This is a genomic window from Variovorax sp. BGA-UO-ETr-C22, from assembly GCF_059567965.1.
This window is the reverse complement of sequence record NZ_JCAQPA010000011.1, coordinates 1,942,918-1,965,127: the sequence shown is the minus strand read 5'-3', so window position 1 is coordinate 1,965,127 and position 22,210 is coordinate 1,942,918. Positions and strand designations below refer to the sequence as shown.

Genomic DNA, 22,210 nt, shown 5'->3' with positions numbered 1-22,210 from the left:
GGCGCGATGCGGCCTACGATGCGATCCGCGACACCGGGCTGCACCGCGCAAGCAAGCACTTCATTCCTTCTCAAGGGGTTTTTCCATGGCTGGACCTGCACTCTCCTCCGGGCCCGACTCGCCCCGAGTCGCGGAGCTCGATCGCGCGCTCGACACCATCGGCGTCACGCGCTCGCACCACACGATCATCTTCCTGATCCTCATCGGCTGCCTGTTCGATGCCTTCGAGCAGAACGCGGTCGGCATCGTCGGCCCGATGCTGCGCGAGCAGTGGGGGCTGAGCGCCTCCGACATCGGCTTCCTGAACACCGTCACCTTCGCCTGCGCGGCCATCGGACGGATCATTTCGGGCTTCATCGCCGACCGCTACGGCCGCCGCGTGATGCTGTCGATCGACCTGCTCTTGTTCACGCTCGGCGCGGGCATCTGCGCGATGGCGCCCAACTTCACGGTGATGGCGCTGGGCCGCGCGGTGGTGGGCTTCGGGCTGGGCGGCGAGATCGCCATTGCCGTGACCATGCTGGCCGAGTTCTGCTCCACCAAGTTCCGCGGCACGGCCGTGGGCATGGTGAACGTAGGCGCGGGCGGGCTCGGCAACTTCCTCGCACCGGGCTTCGGCCTGCTGGTGTTCTGGATGTTCCCGGGCGACAACGCCTGGCGCTGGCTGTTCGCCTGCCTCATGGTGCCGGCGCTGCTGGGCGCCTTCTACCGCCGCTACATCCCCGAGACGCCGCGCTTCCTGCTGTCGCAAGGCCGCGTGAAGGAAACCAACGCGGTGCTGTCGCGCCTCGCCTCGGGGCGGCTGTCGGGCAAGCCGGCGGCGGCGCACCCCTACATCACCGACGACGGCACGCTCGCGCAGGCCGCACGGCCGAAGGTGCGCGTGACCGAAATCTTCCGCGGCGCATTGGCGCGGCGCACGGTGCCGCTGTGCATCACGATCTGGATGACCTATGGCGCGCAGATCTCGGTGCTCACGCTGATGCCGACCATCCTCGTGACGCTGGGCTACAGCATGTCCAAGAGCCTGCTGTTCACGATGGTGATGCAGGGCGGCAGCCTGCTGGGCGCCATCGCGGCCTCGCTGCTGGGCTTTCACTTTCCGCGCAAGCGCGTGCTGACGGCCGGCGCGGTGTGCGCCTGCCTCGCGGCGCTGACCATCGGCTTCGTGGCCAAGAGCATCGTCGTGATCCTCATCGCGGGCGCGGTGTTCCAGTTCTTCGTGCTGCTGCTCAACACCACCATCTGGATCTTTGCGCCCGAGCTGTACCCGACGCGCGTGCGCGCCTTCGGCACGGCCTTCATCCTCGCCACGGGCACGGCCGCCGGCGCGCTGATGCCGCTGGTGGCGGGCCGCCTGTTCGACAGCTTCGGGCTGGTCGGCGTGTTCGGCCTGGCCGCCGCGATGTACGCGGTGTTCGTCGCCAGCGTGCAGTGCGTGCCCGAGACCTACGGCCAGTCGCCCGATGCGCTGCCACTGCCCGGCGAAGCCGAGGCCGAAGACCGCGCACCGGGCGCGACGCTGGCCCGCTCGAACTGAACCGCGCACCGAACGATCTCCAAAGAAAGCGTTTTTCCGCATGCCCGACATCCTGCTCATCAACCCCAACGCCTCCGTCGCCACCACCGACATGATGGTCGGCATCGCGTCCGCCGAAGCGCCCGCCGGTTGCCGCGTGACCGGCCGCACGGCGGTGCAAGGCCCGCCGATGATCGTCAACGAAGACGAGCTGAACGCGGCCGCGCACGAGGTGCTGAAGGTGTGGCGCGCAGCGGCGGGCGAGGGCTGGGACGGCGTGATCGTCAGCGCCTTCGGCGACCCCGGCGTGGCGCTGCTGCGGCGCGAGGCCGGCGTGCCCGTGGTCGGCATCGCCGAAGCCTCCATGCTCGCGGCGGGCGAGGGCGGCCGCCGCTTCGGCATCGCTACCGTCACGCCCGACCTCGTGGCACCCATCGAAGCGCGCGCGGCCGCGCTCGGGTTGGGCACGCAGTTCAGCGGCATCCGCCTCACGCAGGGCGATCCGCGCGCGCTCGCGGCCGATGCGAAGGCGCTCGAAGAAGCGCTGGCGCAGGCCGTGCAACGCTGCATCGACGACGACGGCGCGCAGGCCGTGATCATCGGCGGCGGTCCGCTCGGGCAGGCCGCGCTCGCGCTCGCACCGCGCTTCGAGGTGCCGGTGATCGCGCCGATCGGTGCGGCGATGCGGCTGCTGTGTTCGAAGCTCGCGGTCACGCCGTGAGACGATCGTCGCGGCGATGAGGTGCGAGGCGTTTTGGCAATGAACGCCTTCTAGAATGAAACGACACACTTGTCCGCAAACATCGGGCAAGCCGCATCGTTCGTTTTCTTTCTTGCATGCCTCACCTTCGACCGCGTTCCGCTTTCCTCGCTTTTCTTCTCCTCTCTTCCCTCGGCGCCGTCGCACAAACCGCGACACCCCAGCTGGTCCTCGTGCCGCATCACGAGCGCGCGCCGGAAACATCCCAGGCCCCCGCACTCGACCTTGCCGTGACGCGCTTCGCGGGCATGGCGTCGGGCTCGTACTACTGGCCCGAAGGCCTGCTGGCCGAGCAACTGATCTCGGGCCTGGCCTCGCGCCCCGACCGCAAGCAGCAGACGCTGCCTGACGGCCAACGACTGCTTTCGTCGTACCGCCGGCCCTACGACGGCGGCGAGCGCGCGGCCGTGCTGGTCGACGACCGCAGCGGTGACGTGCTGGCTGCCGCGCTGGTGCATCGCAGCTGCGGCAAGGACTCGTCGTCGAGCGGCTGCCTCGACGACCAGCACGCGGTGCTCTCGGTCTTCCTGCGCCCCGGCCTCGACCGCACCAAGGCGCAACCGCTGGTCGCATGGAGCCAGCAGGTTCCCGACCGCATGCAGGGCGGTGAGGGCGTGGGCGAGAAGATCGCCACGACCGAGTACCTCACGATGGACGCCGCGCGCACCACGGCACGGCCCATCGTGCGGCCCAACAAGGCCTTCTCCGCGCAAGTGCCGCTGTACCCCAAGGCGCTGATCTACGGCACCGCGCAGGACGCGCTGAGCGACGCCAAGGCCAAGCGCGTGCTGCGCCTGCAGACCGTCGACACGCCGCAGCAGGTGCTGGCGTTCTACAAGCAGCTGTCGCCGCCGCTGAAGGACATCGAGTCCAGCGACGGCTTCATCGCCGGCAGCCGCAACGGCCTGAGCTTCTCCGTCAGCACGACGGTCCCGCGCGACATGCCCGCGATCACGAACATCGAAGTGGAAATTTCCGAATGAAGAAGACATTGATTCAGTCGGCGCTGGCGTCGCTGGTGTTCGCCTGCGCGCTCACCGCCCACGCACAAGACGCTGCCGCCCCCGTCACGACGGAGCTGCCGCCGCCCACCCTGCGCCTGAGTGAGCAGACGCGCATCCGCAGCGCCGTGATCGGCCTGGTCGGCTACGCGCGTGGCAGCTACACCGAGCCCGACACGCTGATCGCGCAGCAGCTGCTCGAAGGCATGCGCTCGAAGTTCGACGTCACGCGCACCGTGTGGCCCGACGGCCGCCAGGTCATCGCGTCGGTCAGCGGCGGCGGCCATGGTGAAGAGCGCGCGGCGATGCTGATCGACGCCGACGGCCGCGTGCAGGCGGTGGGGCTGGTCAACGGCCACTGCCGTGCGGCTGCCAAGCGCGACGACCCCAAGGTGTGCAACCCCTTGCCGCAGACCGTGCTGTCGGTCTTCCAGCATGCCGGTGCCAGCCAGGCCGACGCCGCGCCGCTGGTGGCCTGGAGCAAGCAGCTGCCCTCGTTCCTCGCGGCCATGGCCGACAGCGACGATCCGGCGGATGTGGCCGCCGCGCAGAAGATCGCCAGCGTCGAATACATCACCGGCCAGCCGGGCGTGCCGGGCTGGCGCGCCGAGCAGCTGCCGCCGGGCTTCCCGGCGTCGCTGCATCCGCTGCTGGTGCAGACGGCCGAGGTGAACAGCACCGCCAGCGCCGGCAAGATCGTGCTGCCCAAGGGGCTGGCCGGCCTGCCGATGCGCACGGCCTACCAGAGCGCCCAGCGCCCCGAGGCGCGGTTGCCCGACGCCGAGGTCACGCTGCGCAGCTACGAGCCGATCGCCAAGCTGGTCGACGCCTACCGCGAACTCGCCAAGGGCGCGACGCTGGACGAGGAGGGCCGCGAGGTCGTCTTCAACGGCACCGACGGCGCGGGCCGCTACAGCGTGCGCCTGCGCGACGCGAAGGAAACCGGCGTGTTCATCACCGTGGCGAGCTGGAAGCGCAAGTAGCCGCGCCCCGCGTTGCATGGCCCTTTGCGGGCCGGATGTCAATCGGAGGATTCTTGCCGCCCCCCTGCGATGACACCGAGGCGGGCGGGGCAGGGTGCTCACGAGAATCGATGCATGACCGAGGCCGTCAGAGCCCGCCGCATCCACCTCGAGGAGACAACCACCATGCACCGCTCCCGTTCTCTTGCAGGCCTCGTTCGCCTGCTGCTTCGCACCACGGTCCTGTGGGCGCTCGCGATGCTCGCGGCGCCCGCGCTGGCCGCCTACAACCAGAGCCTCACGCGCACGCTGGACGCCGGCCAGATCTACGGCAAGGTCGCGGCCAACAACACGCACGCCTTCCTGGGCATTCCCTTCGCGCAGCCGCCCGTCGGCGCCCTGCGCTGGCGCGCCCCGCAGCCGCCGCAGCCGTGGAGCGGCGCGCGCGCCGCGACCACGCTGGCCGGCATGTGCGCGCAGGTCGGCAACCCCTTCGGCGAGCCCGACCCGGCCACCTTCGGCCAGCCCGTGGGCACCGAAGACTGCCTCTACCTGAACGTGTGGCGACCGAACTCCAGCGCCGAGAACCTGCCGGTGTTCTTCTGGATCCACGGCGGCAGCAACACCAAGGGCTCGGCGCGCGAACCGGCCTACGACGGCGCCTACCTGGCGCAGAAGGCCAACGTGGTGGTGGTCACCGTGCAGTACCGCATGGGCATGCTGGGCTGGCTGAACCACCCGGCCATGAAGACCGGCAACGCGCTGGACGACTCGGGCAACTTCACCACGCTGGACCTCGTGCGCGCGCTCGACTGGGTGAAGGCCAACGCGCGCGCCTTCGGCGGCAACCCGGGGCAGGTGACCGTGGCGGGCCAGTCGGCCGGCTGCATCAACACCTGGGGCCTGCTGCAGTCGCCGCTGGCCGACGGCAAGTTCCACCGCGCGCTGTGCATGTCGGGCGTGCCCAATGCGTACCCGCCGGTGGTGGGCACGCTGGCGGCCGACTCGCTCATCGACAACCTGCTGGTCGACACCGGCCGCGCCTCGACCACGCTGCAGGCCGCGGCGCAGCGCGTGACCATGAGCGCCGCCGACATCGCCGCCTTGCTGCGCGGTGCGAGCGCGGCGCAGATCATGAAGTTCACGCCCAGCCCCGTGGTGCCGGGCCACTTCACCGACGGCACCGTGATCCGCGCGAGCGGGTTGCCCGGCCTGCTCGCGGGCAACTACAACAAGATGCCGCTGATGATCGGCTCCACGCACGACGAGGGCTCGTACTTCGCCTTCCTGTTCGGCATGGGCCAGCCCTCGCAGCAGGAGCTGTGGAACCTGACCAACTACGCGGCGCCCGGCAGCGTCACCTTCAACCAGCTGATCAAGCCCGAGTTCCGGCCGATCTACACGCAGACGCATGAAGTGATCAGCTACGCGCTGGACAACGTGATCGACAACGTGATCCGCGTGCTGCGCCTGCAGAACGGCGACATCTACCGCTACAACTACAACTGGGACGACACGCCGCAGCCCTGGAAGGACACCTTCGGCGCGTTCCACGGCATCGACGTGGCGGCGCTGTTCGGCAACTTCGTGACCGACGAGCCGAACTTCATGCGCTTTGCCTGGAGCTCCGCGAACGCAAGCAGCCGCAAGGCGCTGTCGGACAAGTTCATCGGCCACGCGGCGAGCTTTGCCCGCTACGGTGCACCGAGCCGCATGTTGGACGGGCAGACGACCTGGAACAACTGGACCAACTTCGTGTGCCTGCTGTGCAGCAAGCGCATGATCTTCGACAACCAGCCGCGCATGTCGGCCGACGACTACCTGTTCTTCTGGCCGCGCTATTCGCTGCTGTCGCCGCAGCAGCGCGAGTTCCTGTTCCAGCAGATCGACTTCAACGCGCTGCCCGATTCGGTCGACCCCTTGCGCAACGGTACTCGCTGAGTTCCTGAAAAGGCCAGCTACTGGATGATCCCGTGGCGCACGGCATAGAGCACCAGCTCCGCCGTGCTGGCCACGCCCAGCTTGTCGAGGATGTTGCTGCGGTGCGTGCTCACGGTCTTCACGCTGATGAGCATCTCGTCGCCGATGGCGGTGAGCGACAGGCCCTTGAGCATCATGAGCATGATCTGGTGCTCGCGCACCGTGAGCCGCTGGTGCGCGGGGCGGTCGTCGCGGCCTTCGAGTTGGCCGCTGACCTGCGAGGCGGCGCGCGCGCTGAGGTACTGGCCGCCGGCCGCCACGCAGCGGATCGCGCGCACCAGCTCGGCGGGCTCCGCGTCTTTCGCGATGTAGCCGCGCGCGCCGGCCTGGATGGCGACCAGCGCGTACTGTTCCTCGGCATACATCGACAGCATGAGCACCGGCAGCGCGGGCTGCAGCGCGCGGATCGAGGCCAGAACTTCCAGGCCGTTGCGGCCTTCCATGTTGATGTCCAGCAGCACCACGTCGAAGCGGCGCTGGCGCACCAGCTCGAGCGCCTCGGCGCCGTTGCCGGCTTCGGCCGTGGTGCGCAGGTCGGTCTCGTCGAGCAGCAGCCGCTGCAGGCCCGAGCGGAAGATCGTGTGGTCGTCGACCATCAGGATGTCGATCATGCCGGGCCGCTTTCCTGCTGCAGCAGCGGCACGCTGAGCGCCAGCCGCGTGCCCGCGCCGGGCGCCGCGTGGATGTGCAGTTCGCCGCCGATCTCGCGTGCGCGCTCGCGCATGCTCAGAAGGCCCAGCGCGCTGCCCTCGGGCGCGTCGGGGTCGAAGCCGCAGCCGTCGTCGTGCAGCGCGAGCCGCAGGCGCTCGCCGTCCACGCGCAGCCGCACGTCCACGCGCTGCGCCTTCGCGTGGCGCAGGACGTTCGTCAGGCCTTCCTGGAAGATGCGGTAGACCGCGGTGGCCTGCTTGGGCGCGAGCCGCAGCGCGGGCGCGTCGGTGTCCAGCGAATGCAGCACGCCCGAGCGGCGCGTGAAGGCCTGCAGCTCGTGGGCCAGCGCCACCGACAGGTCGAGGTGGTCGAGCGCGCTGGGGCGCAGCGCCTCCGAGATCTGCTTGACCGTGTCGATGGTCTGCTGCGTGAGCGCGATCAGGCCCTGCGTGAGCGCCTGCACCTCGGGGTTGTCGGCGCGGCGCTGGATGCGCGTGGCGTCCATCTTGATCGAGGTCAGCATGCCGCCGAGCACGTCGTGCACGTCGCGCGACAGCGCCAGCCGCTGCTCCTCGAGCTTGTTGGCGGTGTAGGCGGCCAGGGCCTGCAGCTGCTCGCGCGAGCGCTGGCGTTCTTCCTCGTTGCGCACGCGGTCGGTCACGTCCACGCCCACGCCCATCACGGCCGGGCGGCCCCGGTGCTCGATGCGCGAGCCGTGGACTTCGACGAAGCGCACGCGCCCGTCGCGGTGCAGGCCGCGCGTGATGAAGTGCATGCTCGGCGGATTGCCCGCCAGCCGGATGCGGATGCGCGAGCGCACGACTTCCACGAAGTCGGGCGGCACGATCTCGGCCAGCGACATGCCGGTCATTTCCTCTGCGGTGTAGCCCACGATGGCGGCCCAGGTCGCGTTGCAGTAGATGAAGCGGTCGTCCTGGATCACGTAGATGCCCGCCACCGCCTGTTCGACGATGGTGTCGAAGGGCATGTCCTGCAGGCTCTCGCGGGCGGGTGCTGTCATGGGGGCGGGCGGTGGCGCGCTGCATGATAGGTCGCGGGCCGCGCCGCACGGCCGCGCCCGAGGGTTTGCGAGCAGCAGGGTTCCCCGTAGCGCCGGCCGGAAATGTCCGATGGCCGCCGCGCATGGTGCGCCGCCAAGATCGGGGCCCGCCTGCTTCAGGCTGCCCCACGGCCGGCGACGCCGGCAAGGACGACACGACGATGGTCTACCGCTGGCTTGCGCCTTTGCTCCTCCTGTGCCTGGGCCTGCCGGGCCGCGCCGACGAGATCGTGGTGGGGCAGTCGCTGCCGCTGAGCGGGCCGCTCGGCGAGGCCGGGCGCAACGTGAAGGACGGCATCGACGCCTACCTGGCGCGCGTGCAGCGCGACGGCCTGCTCGGGCGCCACAAGCTGGTGTGGCGCGCGCTGGACGACGGCTACTCGGTGGAGCGCCACACGCAGAACATCCGGCAGCTCGTGGTGCAGGACAAGGTCGATGCGCTGGGCCTGTCGGCCGGCACCTCGCACATCGACGCGGCCTACCCGACGATGCGCGAGGCGGGCACGCCGCTGATCGGCGCGATGACCGGCGCGTCGGCGCTGCACGGCGCGCAGCGCGCGCTCATCTACCACCTGCGCGCAAGCTATGCGGACGAGGTGCGTCAGCTGGTCGCGCAGGCGGTGTCGGTGCGGCAGCGGCGTGCGTTCGCGGTCTGGCAGGACGACGGGCTGGGGCGCGATGCCTTTGCCGCGCTCGAGATCGCGCTGCGCGACGCGGGCATCGAACTCGTGGGGCAGCAGGGCGTGGCGCTGGCGCAAATGGACGGGGCCGCGGTGGCCGCGAGCGTGCGCGCGGCCAAGCCCGATGCGCTGTTCGCGCTGTGCGTGACGCCATGTGGGGTGAAGCTGCTGTCGGGGTTGGCGGCAGAAAGTGGCGTGGCACGGCCGACGCCGTACATGCTCTCGATCGTCAACGGCGAGGTGCTCGCCAAGAGCGTGGGGCCGGCGGCGCGCGGCACCGTGATCTCGCAGGTCATGCCCAACCCGCGGCTGGCGACCTCGCCGCTGGTGCAGCGCTACCAGCAGGACATGCGCAGCCACATGGGCCGCGACGAGTTCAGCTACTTTTCGCTGGAAGGGTACGTGGTGGCGATGGTGACGGTGGAGGCAGCGCGCTCGGCGCTGGCCGCTTCACCACGCCGCTCGATGCAGGGCGCCATGAAGCTGATGCTGCGGCGCGAGATCGAGGGGATTCCGGTGTCGAGTGGCGACGACCCTGGGGTGCGCCCGCATCCGGTGACGTTGTCGATGATCGGCAACGGAGGGCGGCTCATCCATTGAGGCTGAGCCGCCCTGAAGAAGATCAACCGATCTCTGCGATCAGCTCGATCTCGACGCAGGCGCCCATCGGGATCTGCGCCACGCCGAAGGCGCTGCGTGCATGCGCGCCCTTTTCGGGGCCGAACACTTCGGCGAAGAATTCGCTGGCGCCGTTGGTCACCAGGTGCTGCTCGGTGAAGGTGCCGACCGAGTTCACGAGGCTCATCACCTTGACGATGCGCTTGACCTTGTTCAGGTCGCCCACGGCCGCGTGCAGCGTGCCGAGCAGGTCGATGGCGATGGCGCGTGCGGCCTGCTTGCCTTCGTCGGTGCCGATGTTGGCGCCGAGCTGGCCGACCCAGACCTTGCCGTCCTTCTTGGCGATGTGGCCCGACAGGAACACGAGATTGCCGGTCTGCACGAAAGGCACGTAGGCGGCGGCGGGTGCGGACACCGGGGGCAGGGAAATGCCGAGGCTGGAAAGCTTGTCGTAAACGCTCATGGAGACTCCTGATCTGAGGATGGTGATGACGATGACGGGGGTGATTGTGTCTGTGTTTGCGCCGCCGACGCCGGCAGCTGCACCACTTCCCCCACGGGTTGCACGGTCACGCCGACATGCAGCGTGTGGCGCGCGCCGCCATGCAGCACGCCGCGCATCGGTGAGACGTCGGAGTAGTCGCGCCCGATGGCGAGCGTGACGTAGTCCTCGCCGGGCTGGCGGCCGTTGGTGGGGTCGAAGTCAGCCCAGTCGCCCACGCTCTCGGGACCTTCGCCCTCGCCGGGCAGGTACACCGACACCCACGCATGCGAGGCGTCGGCGCCCACCAGGCGCGGCTGGCCCGGCGGGGGCTGCGTGAGCAGGTAGCCGCTCACGTAGCGCGCCGGCAGGCCCATGGCGCGAAAGCACGCGATGAGGATGTGGGCGAAGTCCTGGCACACGCCCTTGCGCTGCGCCAGGGCTTCGACGGCGGGGGTGTTGATCTCGGTGCTGTCGGCGTCGTAGGCGAAGTCGCGGTACATGCGCTCGGTGAGGTCCATCGCCACGTCGAAGGTGGGACGCTCGGGCACGAAGCTGGCGCGCGCGTAGGCGACGAAGTCGTCGTGACGCGGCACGTACGGCGAAGGAAACACGAACTCCGAGGCGGGGTCGAAGGGCGCGTCCTTGCGAAAGCGGAAGCGCTCGCGCACGGCTTCCCAGGGCAGCTCGCGCGCCACGGCGGGAGAGAGCACGGGCTCTGAGGTTTTCACGACGCTTTCGGCCGTGACGATGAGGTGGTCGTGCGTGGACTCGAGCGCGAAGAAGGCGCGCGTGTTGCCGTACAGGTCGGGCACCTCGTTGCGTTGCGCGGGCGCGGGGTCGATCGTGAGCTGGTGGCTCACGAGCTCCTGCGAGGCGGTGGCCAGCGGGCGCAGGTGCGCCAGGTGCTGCGCCGTCTCGACCGCCGGCGCGTACGCGTAGCGCGTTTCGTGGGTGACGTGCAGCAGCATCGCGCCGGCCCGTTGCCTACTTGGACTCGGCGCCGAAGTGCGAGGCGTAGATCTTGGCGTAGGTGCCGTCGGCCTTGATGTCGGCCAGGCCCTTGTCGATCTTCGCCAGCAGCTCGGCGTTGCCCTTCTTCACGGCGATGCCGTACTGCTCGGTCGAGAAGCCGGCGTCGCTCACGGTCTTGAAACCACCGCCCGGGTTGTTGGCCAGGTAGTGGGCCACCACGCCGTTGTCGGCCACCACGGCCTGCACGCCGCCGGCTTCGAGTTCCTTGAGCGCCAGCGGCGTCGACTCGAAGCGCTTGATGTCGGTGCTCGACTTGCCCAGCAGCTTGCCCACCACCTCGTCGCCGGTGGTGCCGTTCTGCACGCCAACCTTGAGCTTCTTGATGTCGTCGAATTTCGCGACCGCCGAGTCGCTCTTCACCGCGATGAGCTGGCGGGCCTCGAAGTAGGGCTGCGAGAAGTCCATCGTCTGGCGGCGCTCGGGCGTGATCGTGATGGCCGACACCAGCAGGTCGCGGTCGCCCAGCTCGAGCGTGTTGAAGATGCCTTCCCACGGCGTGTTGACGAACTTCACCTCGATGCCGGCCTTCTGCGCGATGGCCTTCACCACGTCGATGTCGAAGCCCACGACCTCGCCCTTTTCGTTCTGCGATTCGAAGGGCGTGTAGGCGGCGTCGGTGCCGACGACCAGCACGCGCGGTGCGGCGGCGGGCGGCGGTGCCGAAGCGGCCGCGGGCGCGGCAGGTTCCTGCTTGCCGCAGCCGGCGAGCGCGAGGCCGACCAGGAGGCTGGCGGCGGTCAGTGTGAGACGGCGGTTGAGGGCGATGCCGGACATGGAAATGCCTCCTTCGAAATATCGTTGTGTGTATCTGTGGAATCAGGCGCCCACGGAGCGCAGCGATTCCGAGGTGAGCGTGAAGTAGCGCGTGCCGATGGCGTCTGACACGTGGTACGCCGCCGTCTCGCAGGTGGCGAGCAGTTCGACCAGCGCGGGGTAGTCGGCGCCGGGGCCGGCCGCGCACAGGTGTTCCAGCGTCCAGGTGGCGGGGTCGGGCAACTCGTACGACAGGGCCGTGAGCTTGCCCGGCGCGCTGCCCGCGAGCCGCGCGATGCGACCGCGCAAGGTCTGCGTGACCCAGGCCAGCGAACGCGGGTTCTCGGCGTCGAGCACCAGCAGGTCGACCAGCGTGGCGACGTCGCGGCGCTGCTGGTAGCGCGCATGGAAGGTGATGGTGCTGTCGAACAGCGCCACCATCGCCTCGAAGCCGCTCACCTCGTGCACGGCGCCGTTGGCAAAGCCGGCCTCGAGCGCGCTGGAGAGAAAGCCCAGTCGCTCGATGTGGCGGCCGATCGACAGCAGCCGCCAGGCGTCGTCGCGCGTCATGCGGTCGGTCTGCGCGCCGGTCATGGCGGCCAGCGCGGTGCTGGCGGATTCGAGTGCGCGCAGGGCGGCGCTGGCGGCAAAGCTGCCTTCGCCGGCCTGTTCGGCCGCGCGCCGCAGGAAGTCGCTTTCGGCGCGCACGATCTGGTTCCAGTTGTCCTGCGACAGCCGTTCGCGCACGGCAGCCGCGGCCTGCCGGATGCTGCGCAGGCTGTAGCCGACGCTGCCACCGTTGTCGACGTCGCCCAGCTCGGCGATCAACGCGCGTTCGAACACGCGGCGTGACTGCGGCGCGCTCGGCGCTTCGGCCGGCACGAGCGCATTGCGCACCGCCATGCGGTGCAGCCATTCGAGCAGCGGGCGCGAGGACTGGTCTTCGCTGCCCAGCAGGTTGAGCGTGAGGCGCGCCAGGCGCACCGCGTTCTCGGCGCGCTCGGTGTAGCGGCCGAGCCAGAACATGTTCTCGGCCGCGCGGCTGGTGACCGGCGCGCGGTGCCGCGCCAGCGAGGCCGGCGTGGCGTGCGGTTGCAGCAGCGTGGTGCGGTCGACCTCGCCGTGCGTCTGCACCCAGACGTCGGCACTGCTGCCGCCGCGCTGCATCGAGGCGATCTGCGCATCGGGGCCCGCCAGGCGCGCCAGCCCGCCGGGCAGCACGCGCCACGACTGCGGGCCGTCGCTCACCGCGAACACGCGCAGCATCAGCGCGCGCGGCGCGATGTGGCCGGGGCCGAGGTCGCTGGCCCAGGTCGGCATCTGCGACAGCGGCAGGTAGCCCTGCACCGTGTGGACGTCGCCCTCGCGCACGATGCGGCCGGCCCATTCGTCGATTTCGCGGCGGCCGAGCTGGCTGCCGAACACGGCGTCGAAGCTGGAGCGGCCCTGGAAGCCGGGGTAGGTCGGCTTGATGGCGCTTTCGCCGAGCTGGGGCAGCACCGCTTCGAGCGCGGCGCGTTCACCGCACCACCAGGTCGGCAGCGCCGGCAGCTTGAGCTTCTCGCCGATGAGCCGCAGTGCCAGCCCCGGCAAAAAGCCCAGCAGCGCCGGCGATTCAAGGAAGGCCGAGCCCGGCATGTTGGCCACCAGCAGGTTGCCCGCGCGGATCGCCTGCAGCAGGCCGGGCACGCCGAGCGTGGAGTCGGGGCGCAGCTCCAGCGGGTCGAGGAACTGGTCGTCGAGCCGCTTGATGAGGCCATGCACCGGGCGCAGGCCCTGCAGGGTCTTGAGGTACAGGCGCTGGTCGCGCACCGTGAGGTCGCTGCCCTCGACCAGCGTCAGGCCGAGGTAGCGCGCCAGGTAGGCGTGCTCGAAGTAGGTCTCGTTGTAGGGGCCCGGCGTGAGCAGTGCGATGTGCGGCGGCGAGCCCGAGGGGCACATGCGCTGCAGGCCTTCCATCATGGCGCTGTAGGTGGCGGCCAGCCGCTGCACCTGCAGCGCCTCGAAGGCCTGCGGAAACTGCCGCGTGATCGCGAGGCGGTTCTCCAGCAGGTAGCCCAGGCCCGAAGGCGCCTGCGTGCGCTGCGAGACCACCCACCAGTTGCCGTCGGGGCCGCGCGCGAGGTCGAAAGCGGCGATGTGCAGCCAGGTGTCGCCCGCCGGCTTCACGCCGTGCAGTGCGCGCAGGTAGCCCGGATGGCCGCGCACCAGCGCCGGCGGCAGCAGGCCCTCGGCCAGCAGCTGTTGCGGTCCGTAGGCGTCGGCCATCACGCGGTCGAGCACGCGCACGCGCTGCTGCACGCCGGCCTCGATCTGGGCCCAGCTCTCGGGCGAGACGATCAGCGGGAACAGATCGAGCGACCACGGCCGCTGCGGGCCGTTGGCGTCGGCGTACACGTTGTAGGTGACGCCGTTGTCGCGGATCTGCCGCTCCAGGCTGACCGCGCGCCGCGGCAGGTCGTTGATGCCGCCGGGACCGAGCTGTTCGAAGAAGGCGTTCCAGGCGGGGGTGAGCGGGGGCTGGTCGCTGGACGGGGAGGGGTCCTGTGCCTGCGATTGCGAGGACGACTGTGACTGGGACTGCGATTGCGACGGAGCCGGTCGCTCCTCGGCGGCGTCGTACAGCAGCGGGGCCGCGGCGGGCGCCGGGGCCGCGCCCGATACCGGCCGCGAGGGCGCCGCGGGCGTCGCCTGTCCCCGCAATTCGTCGAAATGCCCAGGCAGGGCCGCCGGCGCGAGCGAAGACGCCAGCGCCGCCGGATGCTCCGGGGCCTGGGCGTCGAACAGGGATTCGTTCAGGGGTTCCACAGGGGGGAGATTGTCACATCACCGTCACCGGGGCCTGCCACGCGAAGCGATCCGGCGAAATGCCGAACGCTTCCTGGCCGATTTCATGCGCAGCACCCGCCCGAGGAGTGGGCGTCTTTGAGGTCACAGACTGTGACCTCAAACAACGGCCGCTGGACCCCGAACGCGTGCGGCAAGCAATAAGCGCCCCGTACGAACAGAGCCCACTTCGATCCTCAGCGCCGCAGGTCCAGCGTGAACGGAAACTCCCGGCTGCCCGGCAGCTCGATGGTGGCCGGCGGCGTGCGCAGCAGGCCCGGCGTGTGGCCGGTGCGCGTGAAGCGCGAATGGCGGCGGCTCTCGGCCTCGTAGGCGTTGACGGGGAAGGTGTCGTAGTTGCGGCCGCCCGGGTGGGCGACGAAGTACTGGCAGCCGCCCAGCGAGCGCTTCATCCAGGTATCGACGAGGTCGAAGGTCAGCGGCGCGTGGGCCGGGATGCTCGGATGCAGCGCCGAGGGCGGGTTCCAGGCCTTGTAGCGCACGCCGGCCACGAACTCGCCGGTGACGCCGGTGGGCTGCAGCGGCAGCACCTTGCCGTTGACGGTGACGACGTGGCGGCTTTCGTTCAGGCCGGTCACGCGCACCTCGATGCGCTCCAGCGACGAGTCGACATAGCGCACCGTGCCGCCGGCCGAGCCTTCCTCGCCCATCACGTGCCACGGTTCGAGCGCGTTGCGCAGCGACAGCTCCACGCCCATCGATTGCATCTGGCCCACGAGCGGGAAGCGGAACTCGAAGTGCGGCGCGAACCAGTCGGCATCGAAGGCAAAGCCGGCCTGGCGCATCTCGCTGATGACGTCGTCGAAGTCCATCTTGACGAAGGTCGGCAGCAGGAAGCGGTCGTGCAGCTCGGTGCCCCAGCGGGTCACGGGCGCCTGGTAGGGCGCGTCCCAGAAGCGGGCGACCAGCGCGCGGATCAGCAGCTGCTGCGCGATGCTCATGCGCGCATGCGGCGGCATCTCGAAGGCGCGCAGTTCCAGCAGGCCGAGGCGGCCGGTGCTCGAATCGGGCGAGTAGAGCTTGTCGATGCAGAACTCGCTGCGGTGCGTGTTGCCCGACACGTCGATCAGGATGTTGCGCAGCGTGCGGTCGACCAGCCACGCGGGCATGTTCTGGCCGTAGATCTCGCGGTTCTTGGCGATCTCCTTCAGCGCAATTTCCAGTTCGTAGACCTGGTCGTTGCGCGCCTCGTCCACGCGCGGCGCCTGGCTGGTCGGGCCGATGAACATGCCCGAGAACAGGTAGCTCAGCGACGGGTGGTTGTGCCAGTACAGCAGCAGGCTGGCCAGCAGCTCGGGCCGGCGCAGGAAGGGGCTGTCGGCGGGCGTGGCGCCGCCCATCACGAAGTGGTTGCCGCCGCCGGTGCCGGTGTGGCGGCCGTCGGTCATGAACTTCTCGGCCGACAGGCGCGTCTCGAACGCGGCGTTGTAGAGGAACTCGGTGTGGTCGACCAGTTCCTTCCAGTTGTGGGCCGGGTGGATGTTGACCTCGATCACGCCCGGGTCGGGCGTCACGGCCAGCATCTTCAGGCGCGGATCGCGCGGCGGCGGATAGCCTTCCATCACGATGCGCACGCCCAGCTGCTGCGCGGTGGCTTCGACGGCGGCGACGAGGTCGAGGTAGTCCTCCAGGCGCGCCAGCGGCGGCATGAAGACGTAGAGCACGCCCGAAGCGCTGCCCTTTTTCTCGGCCGCGGGGCCGTTGGCGCGGCGCGGGTCGCGCACCTCGACGCACAGTGCGGTGCGCGTGACCCAGTGGGCCGATTCGCCGCGCAGCGGCTGGCGCGTGGCGGGCGTGGCGGAAGCGGCAGCAGCTGCCGCATCGCCCTTCGCCGCATCGCCGGGGCTTTGCATGCGCAGCGAGGCGGCCGCCACGGGCGGCGCGCCGAAGGTATAGGGCACCTCGCCCAGGTCGGCGCCGGCCACCGGGGTGGCGGTGGCATAGCGCGCGCGGTAGTCGGACGCGCTGGGCAACGCGGCGCGCGGCGCGGTCGGGTCGCGCTCGATGAGGTAGGGGTAGTCGCCCTTGCTGGCCCACGGCTGCGAGTCGAGCGGCAGGCGGTAGCCCATGGGCGAATCGCCCGGGATCAGGAACAGGCGGTCGTCGCGCAGGAACCAGGGGCCGGTCTTCCAGCCGGGGCCGGCGAGCGCGGGCGTGTCGCTGTTGGCGTTGCCGGGCTCGATGGGCAGCATGTAGCCGATCACCGCGTCGAGCTTCTGCGTGAACACGCGGCGCAGGCGCACGCGTTCGAGTTCGTCGTCGAGCTTGGAGTCGAAGGGGTCGACGTTCACCGGCAGGCGGCGTTCGCGCCACAGGTAGTAGTAGGTGTCCTCGTAGCCGGCCTGGATGTAGCGCTCGGTGAGGCCCAGCTTGTGCGCCAGCACGGTGGTGAAGCGGCGCGCGTCCTCGCTCGTGTAGTGCGTGGGAAAACGCTCGTCGGCGAACAGCTCGGGGTCGTGCCACAGCGTCTGGCCGTCGGCGCGCCAGAAGATCGACAGCGCCCAGCGCGGCAGCTGCTCGCCCGGGTACCACTTGCCCTGGCCGAAATGCAGGAAGCCGCCCTGGCCATACTCGGCGCGCAGCTTGTGCACGAGCTCGGTGGCGTAGCCGCGCTTGGTGGGGCCGAGCGCGTCGGTGTTCCATTCGGGCGCGTCGCGGTCGCTGGTGGCCACGTAGGTGGGCTCGCCGCCCATGGTCAGGCGCACGTCGCCGGCGACGAGGCGCGCATCGACCGCGTCGCCGAGCGCGAGCACCTCGGCCCATTGTTCTTCGGTGTAGGGCTTGGTGACGCGCGGCGATTCGTAGATGCGCGTGACCTTCATCTCGTGGCTGAATTCGACCTCGGACTCGTCGACGCCGCCTTCGATGGGCGCGGCGCTCGACGGCGTGGGTGTGCAGGCCAGCGGGATGTGGCCTTCGCCGGCCAGCAGGCCCGAGGTGGCGTCCAGGCCGATCCAGCCGGCGCCCGGCAGGAACACCTCGCACCAGGCGTGCAGGTCGGTGAAGTCGACCGTGGTGCCGCTGGGGCCGTCGAGCGCCTTCACGTCGGGCGTGAGCTGGATCAGGTAGCCCGACACGAAGCGCGCGGCCAGGCCGCAGTGGCGCAGCAACTGCACCAGCAGCCAGCCCGAGTCGCGGCACGAGCCGCTGCCGTTGCTCAGCGTTTCTTCCGGCGTCTGCACGCCGGGCTCCATGCGGATGAGGTAGCTGACGTCCTTTTGCACCTGCTGGTTGATGCCGACCAGGAAGTCGATGGTGCGCTGTTCCTTGCGCTCGATCTTGTCGAGGTAGGCCTGCAGCAGCGGCGTGGGCTTCTCGGTGACGAGGTAGGGCGCCAGCTCTTCGGCCTGCGAGGCCGTGTACTTGAAGGGGAAGTTCTCGGCCTGCGGCTCCAGGAAGAAGTCGAAGGGGTTGTAGACCGCCATCTCGACCACGAGGTCGACCGTGACCTTGAACTCGCGCGTCTTCTCGGGGAACACGAGCCGCGCCTGGTAGTTGGCGAACGGGTCCTGCATCCAGTTGACGAAGTGCTCGGCCGGTTCGACCCGCAGCGAGTACGAGATCACATTGCTGCGGCAATGGGGCGCGGGGCGCAGTCGCACGACTTGCGGGCCCAACTGCACCAGGCGGTCGTATGTGTAGTGGGTGACGTGGTGGAGTGCGGCGTGGATGGACATGCGTAGGGGCGTGCAGTGCAGCGAGGTTGCATCGAAAAGATGTCTCTGGTGAGACGCATACTAGCCCAGTTGCCAAGCAATTAACGCGCCATCGAGCGTGGGTTGGGGGAGGGTTTGCATCATGGATTCCGAGGTGTCGGGAGGGCAGTCGCGGCGTGCGTCCGAGGCTGTCGCGGGTGGGTCGGGGGCCTTCGTTGCGCTGGGCAGTACGCTGCTCGGCGCGGCGGTGCAGCTGCGCCAGCCGCTGTTGTGGGCGGCGGGTGTCTACGTCGCATTGCTGCTCGTGGGGCTCGGCGGCGGATGGCTGTTGTGGCGGTGGCGTGGGCCTCGGCTGTTCGTGCTGATGCTGTCGCTGGCCTGCGGTGCGATGGCCGGCGCGGGCCTGGCCGGATGGCGCGCCACGGCTTACGCGCAAGGGGCGCTGGAGCCGCAACTGGAAGGGCGTGACCTGCGGCTCACGGGCGTGGTCTCGCAGATGCCGCAACCCGGCGAGATCGGAACGCGCTTCCGTTTCGACGTGGAGGCGGCGCAGTGGGCCGAGGCCTCCGATGAGGCGCCACCGACGGTGCCGCCGCGCATCGCACTCGCCTGGTACGGCGAGTACAGCTGGATGTGGGAGCAGCCCGCCGAGCGGCGTGCCTCCGTCGCACGCACCGTGGGCGAGGTACATGCCGGCCAGCGCTGGCAACTGACCGTGCGCCTGCGCGCGCCACACGGCAACCTCAACCCGCATGGCTTCGACAGCGAGCTGTGGGCGTGGGAGCAGGGCGTGCATGCCCAAGGCCATGTGCGGGCCGGGGCGCGCGACCCTGCGCCGCGCCTGCTGGGCACGACGTGGCGGCACCCGATCGAGCGGGCGCGCGAGGCGGTGCGCGATGCGGTCTTCGCCCGCGTGGACGACCGGCGCCAGGCCGGCGTGATCGCCGCGCTCGTCACCGGCGACCAGGGCGCCATCGACCGCGTCGACTGGGACGTGTTCCGCGCCACCGGCGTGGCGCACCTGATGTCGATCTCGGGCCTGCACATCACCTTGTTCGCGTGGTTCGCGGCGCATGTCGTGGGCGCGCTCTGGCGGCGCAGCAGCCGGCTCATGCTGCGGCTGCCCGCGCAACAGGCCGCACTCGCCGGCGGGGTGCTGCTGGCCGCGCTCTATGCGCTCTTCAGCGGCTGGGGCGTGCCCTCGCAGCGCACGGTCTGGATGCTCGCGGCCGTGGCGCTGCTGCGCCTCACCGGTCGGCGCTGGCCGTGGCCGCACGTCTGGCTGCTGACGGCGGCGGTCGTGGTGGCCGCCGACCCGTGGGCGCTGCTGCAGGCCGGCTTCTGGCTCAGCTTCGTCGCGGTGGCTGTGCTGTTCGCCTCCGCCACAGCCGTGCCGGGCGAGGGGCGGGTGGGAGCGCTCACGCGCCTGGGCCGCTTCTTTCGCGAGCAATGGACGATCACGCTGGCGCTCACGCCGCTGAGCCTGCTGCTGTTCCAGCAGGTGTCGGCGGTCGGGCTGGTGGCCAACGCGCTCGCGATCCCGTGGGTGACGCTGGTGATCACGCCGCTGGCGATGCTCGGCGTGGCGGTGCCGCCGCTGTGGGACGTGGCGGCTGGCGCCGTGAAGCTGTTCGCGCTGTTGCTGCAGGCGCTCGCCGGCCTGCCGTTCGCCACGCTGTCGATGGCCGCGCCACCCGCGTGGCTGGCTGCGGGTGGCGTGGCAGGCGGCGTGCTGCTGGCGATGCGCCTGCCGTGGTCGATGCGCGCGCTCGGCCTGCCGCTGCTGTTGCCAGTGCTGCTGTGGCAGCCAGCGCGACCTGCGGTGGGCGAGTTCGACCTGCTCGCCGCCGACATCGGGCAGGGCAACGCGGTGCTCGTGCGCACCGCCACGCACAGCCTGCTGTACGACGCCGGGCCGCGCTACGGGCTCGACGGCGACGCGGGCCACCGCGTGCTCGTGCCGCTGCTGCGCGCACGCGGCGAACGGCTCGACCTGCTGTTGCTGAGCCACCGCGACATCGACCACACCGGCGGCGCACCCGCCGTGCTCGCCATGCAGCCACAGGCGGCACTGCTGAGCTCCATCGAGGCCGGGCACCCGCTGCAGGCGCTGCGCCCCGCGCGCCGCTGCGAGGCCGGGCAGCGCTGGACCTGGGACGGGGTGGATTTCGAGGTGCTGTTTCCCTTCGACAGCGACTACCTCGGCTTCACGCGGCCCAATGCCGTGTCGTGCGTGCTGCGCATCGGCAACGGCCGTGCCACGGTGCTGCTGGCCGGCGACATCGAGCGCCTGCAGGAGGCCGCGCTGGTGTCGCGCACGCCCGGGCTTTCGGCCGACGTGCTGCTGGTGCCGCACCACGGGAGCAAGACCTCGTCGAGCGAGGTTTTCCTGGACGCCGTGCGCCCGCGCATCGCGCTCGTGCAGGCCGGCTACCGCAGCCGCTTCGGCCACCCCGCGCCCGAGGCGGTGGCGCGCTACGTGGAACGCGGCGTGCAGGTGGTCGACAGCCCGCGCTGCGGCGCCGCCCATTGGGCGAGCCCGGCGCCGGCCGAGCTGAAGTGTGAACGCGCGAATGATCCGCGCTACTGGCGCCACCGCATGCCATGAAGGTCCGAAACGCGAAATGCCCTCGCATCGGGCCTAAACCTAGGGCTTCTACTGGCCTCGAACTTGCTAAGCTATGGCTCAAGGAGATTGGTCGTTCCATGCACAAATTCGACGAGATGTATGAGCAGCTCCCCTATGCGGGCGCTGCAATCCGACAGCACTACAAGCGCTACGACCAATGGCTTGCGAAGCAACCCGGTGAGGTGATGCGATCGCGGCGTGAAGAGGCGGAAATGATTTTCCGCCGGGTCGGCATCACCTTCGCGGTGTACGGCGCCAAGGACGAGGACGGCTCCGGCACCGAGCGGCTGATCCCGTTCGACCTGCTGCCCCGGATCATTCCCTCCCATGAGTGGGAGAGCATGGAAAAGGGGCTGGTGCAACGCGTCACGGCGCTCAACCGCTTCCTGTACGACGTGTACCACGACCAGGAAATCATCAAGGCCGGCATCATCCCGGCCGAGCAGATCCTGAACAACGCCCAGTTCCGTCCCGAGATGATGGGCGTGAACGTGCCGCACAACGTTTACTCGAACATCTCGGGCATCGACATCGTGCGCGCCCCCGATGCCCAGGGCAACGGCGAGTACTACGTGCTCGAAGACAACCTGCGCGTGCCCAGCGGCGTGAGCTACATGCTCGAAAACCGCAAGATGATGATGCGGCTCTTTCCCGAGCTGTTCAACCAGAACCGCATCGCGCCGGTCGCCCATTACCCCGACCTGCTGCTCGAAACCCTGCGCGCCAGCGCGCCGCCGGCCACGGCCGAGCCCACGGTGGTGGTGCTCACGCCCGGCATGTACAACAGCGCCTACTTCGAGCACGCGTTCCTGGCCCAGCAGATGGGCGTGGAGCTGGTCGAGGGACAAGACCTGTTCGTCAAGGACGACTTCGTCTACATGCGCACCACGCGCGGCCCGGTGCGGGTCGACGTGATCTACCGCCGCGTCGACGACGACTTCCTCGACCCCGAGGTGTTCCGCCCGACCTCCACCCTCGGCTGCGCGGGCCTCATGCGCGCCTACCGCCAGGGCAACGTCGTCATCTGCAATGCCGTGGGCACCGGCGTGGCCGACGACAAGTCGATCTACCCCTACGTGCCGAAGATGGTCGAGTTCTATCTCGGCGAGAAGCCGATCCTGAAGAACGTGCCGACCTACATGTGCCGCAACAAGGACGAGCTGCAGTACACGCTCGACAACATGAAGGACCTGGTCGTCAAGGAGGTGCATGGCGCCGGCGGCTACGGCATGCTCATCGGCCCGGCCGCCACGCAGGCCGAGATCGAAGACTTCAAGAAGGCCGTCATCGCCAAGCCCGACGGCTACATCGCCCAGCCCACGCTGAGCCTGTCGACCTCGCCGACCTTCGTCGACGCCGGCATTGCGCCGCGCCACATCGACCTGCGCCCCTTCGTGCTCTCGGGCAGCGAGGTGCAGATGGTGCCCGGCGGCCTCACGCGCGTGGCACTGAAAGAAGGGTCGCTGGTGGTCAACTCGTCGCAGGGCGGCGGCACCAAGGACACCTGGATTCTCGAAGCGGACCGCACGGCCAAGCCGAAGGCGGCCACGCAGTCGCAAAGCCAATCGCAGTAGGAGC

Annotated in this window: 15 protein-coding genes; 8 read left to right on the top strand and 7 right to left on the bottom strand. The window is 69.8% G+C overall.

Annotated features, from left to right (window positions below; translation table 11 throughout):
* Positions 1-85: 85 nt before the first annotated feature.
* The 5 genes from AC57B8_RS29195 to AC57B8_RS29175 all read left to right on the top strand — a co-directional run bounded on the left by AC57B8_RS29195 (position 86) and on the right by AC57B8_RS29175 (position 6,183).
* Positions 86-1,540: an MFS transporter gene (locus tag AC57B8_RS29195; protein ID WP_496481519.1), complete on the top strand. Its 1,455-nt coding sequence runs from the start codon at positions 86-88 to the stop codon at positions 1,538-1,540.
* A gap of 40 nt (positions 1,541-1,580) precedes the next feature.
* Positions 1,581-2,240, top strand: a complete 660-nt coding sequence (locus tag AC57B8_RS29190) for an aspartate/glutamate racemase family protein (protein ID WP_496481518.1) — start codon at positions 1,581-1,583, stop codon at positions 2,238-2,240.
* Between the two features lie 269 nt (positions 2,241-2,509).
* Positions 2,510-3,262 carry a hypothetical protein gene (locus AC57B8_RS29185; protein ID WP_496481517.1) on the top strand — a complete coding sequence of 251 codons (753 nt, stop codon included), beginning with the start codon at positions 2,510-2,512 and terminating at the stop codon, positions 3,260-3,262.
* Positions 3,259-4,263 carry a hypothetical protein gene (locus tag AC57B8_RS29180; protein ID WP_496481516.1) on the top strand — a complete coding sequence of 335 codons (1,005 nt, stop codon included), beginning with the start codon at positions 3,259-3,261 and terminating at the stop codon, positions 4,261-4,263. Before AC57B8_RS29185 ends, AC57B8_RS29180 begins: the two co-directional genes overlap by 4 nt.
* Positions 4,264-4,428: 165 nt before the next feature.
* On the top strand, positions 4,429-6,183 hold the full coding sequence (locus AC57B8_RS29175) for a carboxylesterase/lipase family protein (RefSeq protein WP_496481515.1): 1,755 nt from the start codon (positions 4,429-4,431) through the stop codon (positions 6,181-6,183).
* A 17-nt stretch (positions 6,184-6,200) separates the two neighbouring features.
* On the opposite strand, the gene AC57B8_RS29170 is transcribed toward AC57B8_RS29175, so the two are convergent.
* Positions 6,201-6,833: a response regulator gene (locus AC57B8_RS29170; protein ID WP_062476788.1), complete on the bottom strand. Its 633-nt coding sequence runs from the start codon at positions 6,831-6,833 to the stop codon at positions 6,201-6,203.
* Positions 6,830-7,894, bottom strand: coding sequence for a sensor histidine kinase (locus AC57B8_RS29165; RefSeq protein WP_496481514.1), 1,065 nt, complete (start codon positions 7,892-7,894; stop codon positions 6,830-6,832). The genes AC57B8_RS29170 and AC57B8_RS29165 overlap by 4 nt, the downstream gene beginning before the upstream one ends.
* A gap of 122 nt (positions 7,895-8,016) precedes the next feature.
* Here AC57B8_RS29165 and AC57B8_RS29160 point away from each other — a divergent pair, with 122 nt between their 5' ends.
* Positions 8,017-9,213: an ABC transporter substrate-binding protein gene (locus tag AC57B8_RS29160; protein WP_496481513.1), complete on the top strand. Its 1,197-nt coding sequence runs from the start codon at positions 8,017-8,019 to the stop codon at positions 9,211-9,213.
* A gap of 22 nt (positions 9,214-9,235) precedes the next feature.
* On the opposite strand, the gene AC57B8_RS29155 is transcribed toward AC57B8_RS29160, so the two are convergent.
* The 5 genes from AC57B8_RS29155 to AC57B8_RS29135 form a co-directional block, all read right to left on the bottom strand.
* The gene (locus AC57B8_RS29155; protein WP_062476784.1) at positions 9,236-9,694 is read right to left on the bottom strand and encodes a RidA family protein; all 459 of its coding nucleotides are present in this window, start codon (positions 9,692-9,694) and stop codon (positions 9,236-9,238) included.
* Positions 9,691-10,683, bottom strand: a complete 993-nt coding sequence (locus AC57B8_RS29150) for a transglutaminase N-terminal domain-containing protein (RefSeq protein WP_495304515.1) — start codon at positions 10,681-10,683, stop codon at positions 9,691-9,693. The genes AC57B8_RS29155 and AC57B8_RS29150 overlap by 4 nt, the downstream gene beginning before the upstream one ends.
* Before the next feature lie 16 nt (positions 10,684-10,699).
* Positions 10,700-11,521 carry a transporter substrate-binding domain-containing protein gene (locus tag AC57B8_RS29145; RefSeq protein WP_495272950.1) on the bottom strand — a complete coding sequence of 274 codons (822 nt, stop codon included), beginning with the start codon at positions 11,519-11,521 and terminating at the stop codon, positions 10,700-10,702.
* Positions 11,522-11,563: 42 nt separating this feature from the next.
* Entirely contained in the window at positions 11,564-14,308 is a 2,745-nt protein-coding gene (locus AC57B8_RS29140) for a circularly permuted type 2 ATP-grasp protein (protein WP_496481512.1), read from the bottom strand.
* A gap of 215 nt (positions 14,309-14,523) precedes the next feature.
* Positions 14,524-18,024, bottom strand: a complete 3,501-nt coding sequence (locus tag AC57B8_RS29135; protein WP_496481511.1) for a transglutaminase family protein — start codon at positions 18,022-18,024, stop codon at positions 14,524-14,526.
* Between the two features lie 121 nt (positions 18,025-18,145).
* On the opposite strand from AC57B8_RS29135, the gene AC57B8_RS29130 reads away from it, so the two are divergent.
* Positions 18,146-20,611, top strand: coding sequence for a DNA internalization-related competence protein ComEC/Rec2 (locus AC57B8_RS29130; RefSeq protein ID WP_496481510.1), 2,466 nt, complete (start codon positions 18,146-18,148; stop codon positions 20,609-20,611).
* A gap of 98 nt (positions 20,612-20,709) precedes the next feature.
* Positions 20,710-22,206 (top strand): circularly permuted type 2 ATP-grasp protein, encoded by a 1,497-nt coding sequence (locus AC57B8_RS29125; RefSeq protein ID WP_062476766.1) that lies wholly within the window; start codon positions 20,710-20,712, stop codon positions 22,204-22,206.
* The last annotated feature ends 4 nt before the right edge of the window (positions 22,207-22,210 follow it).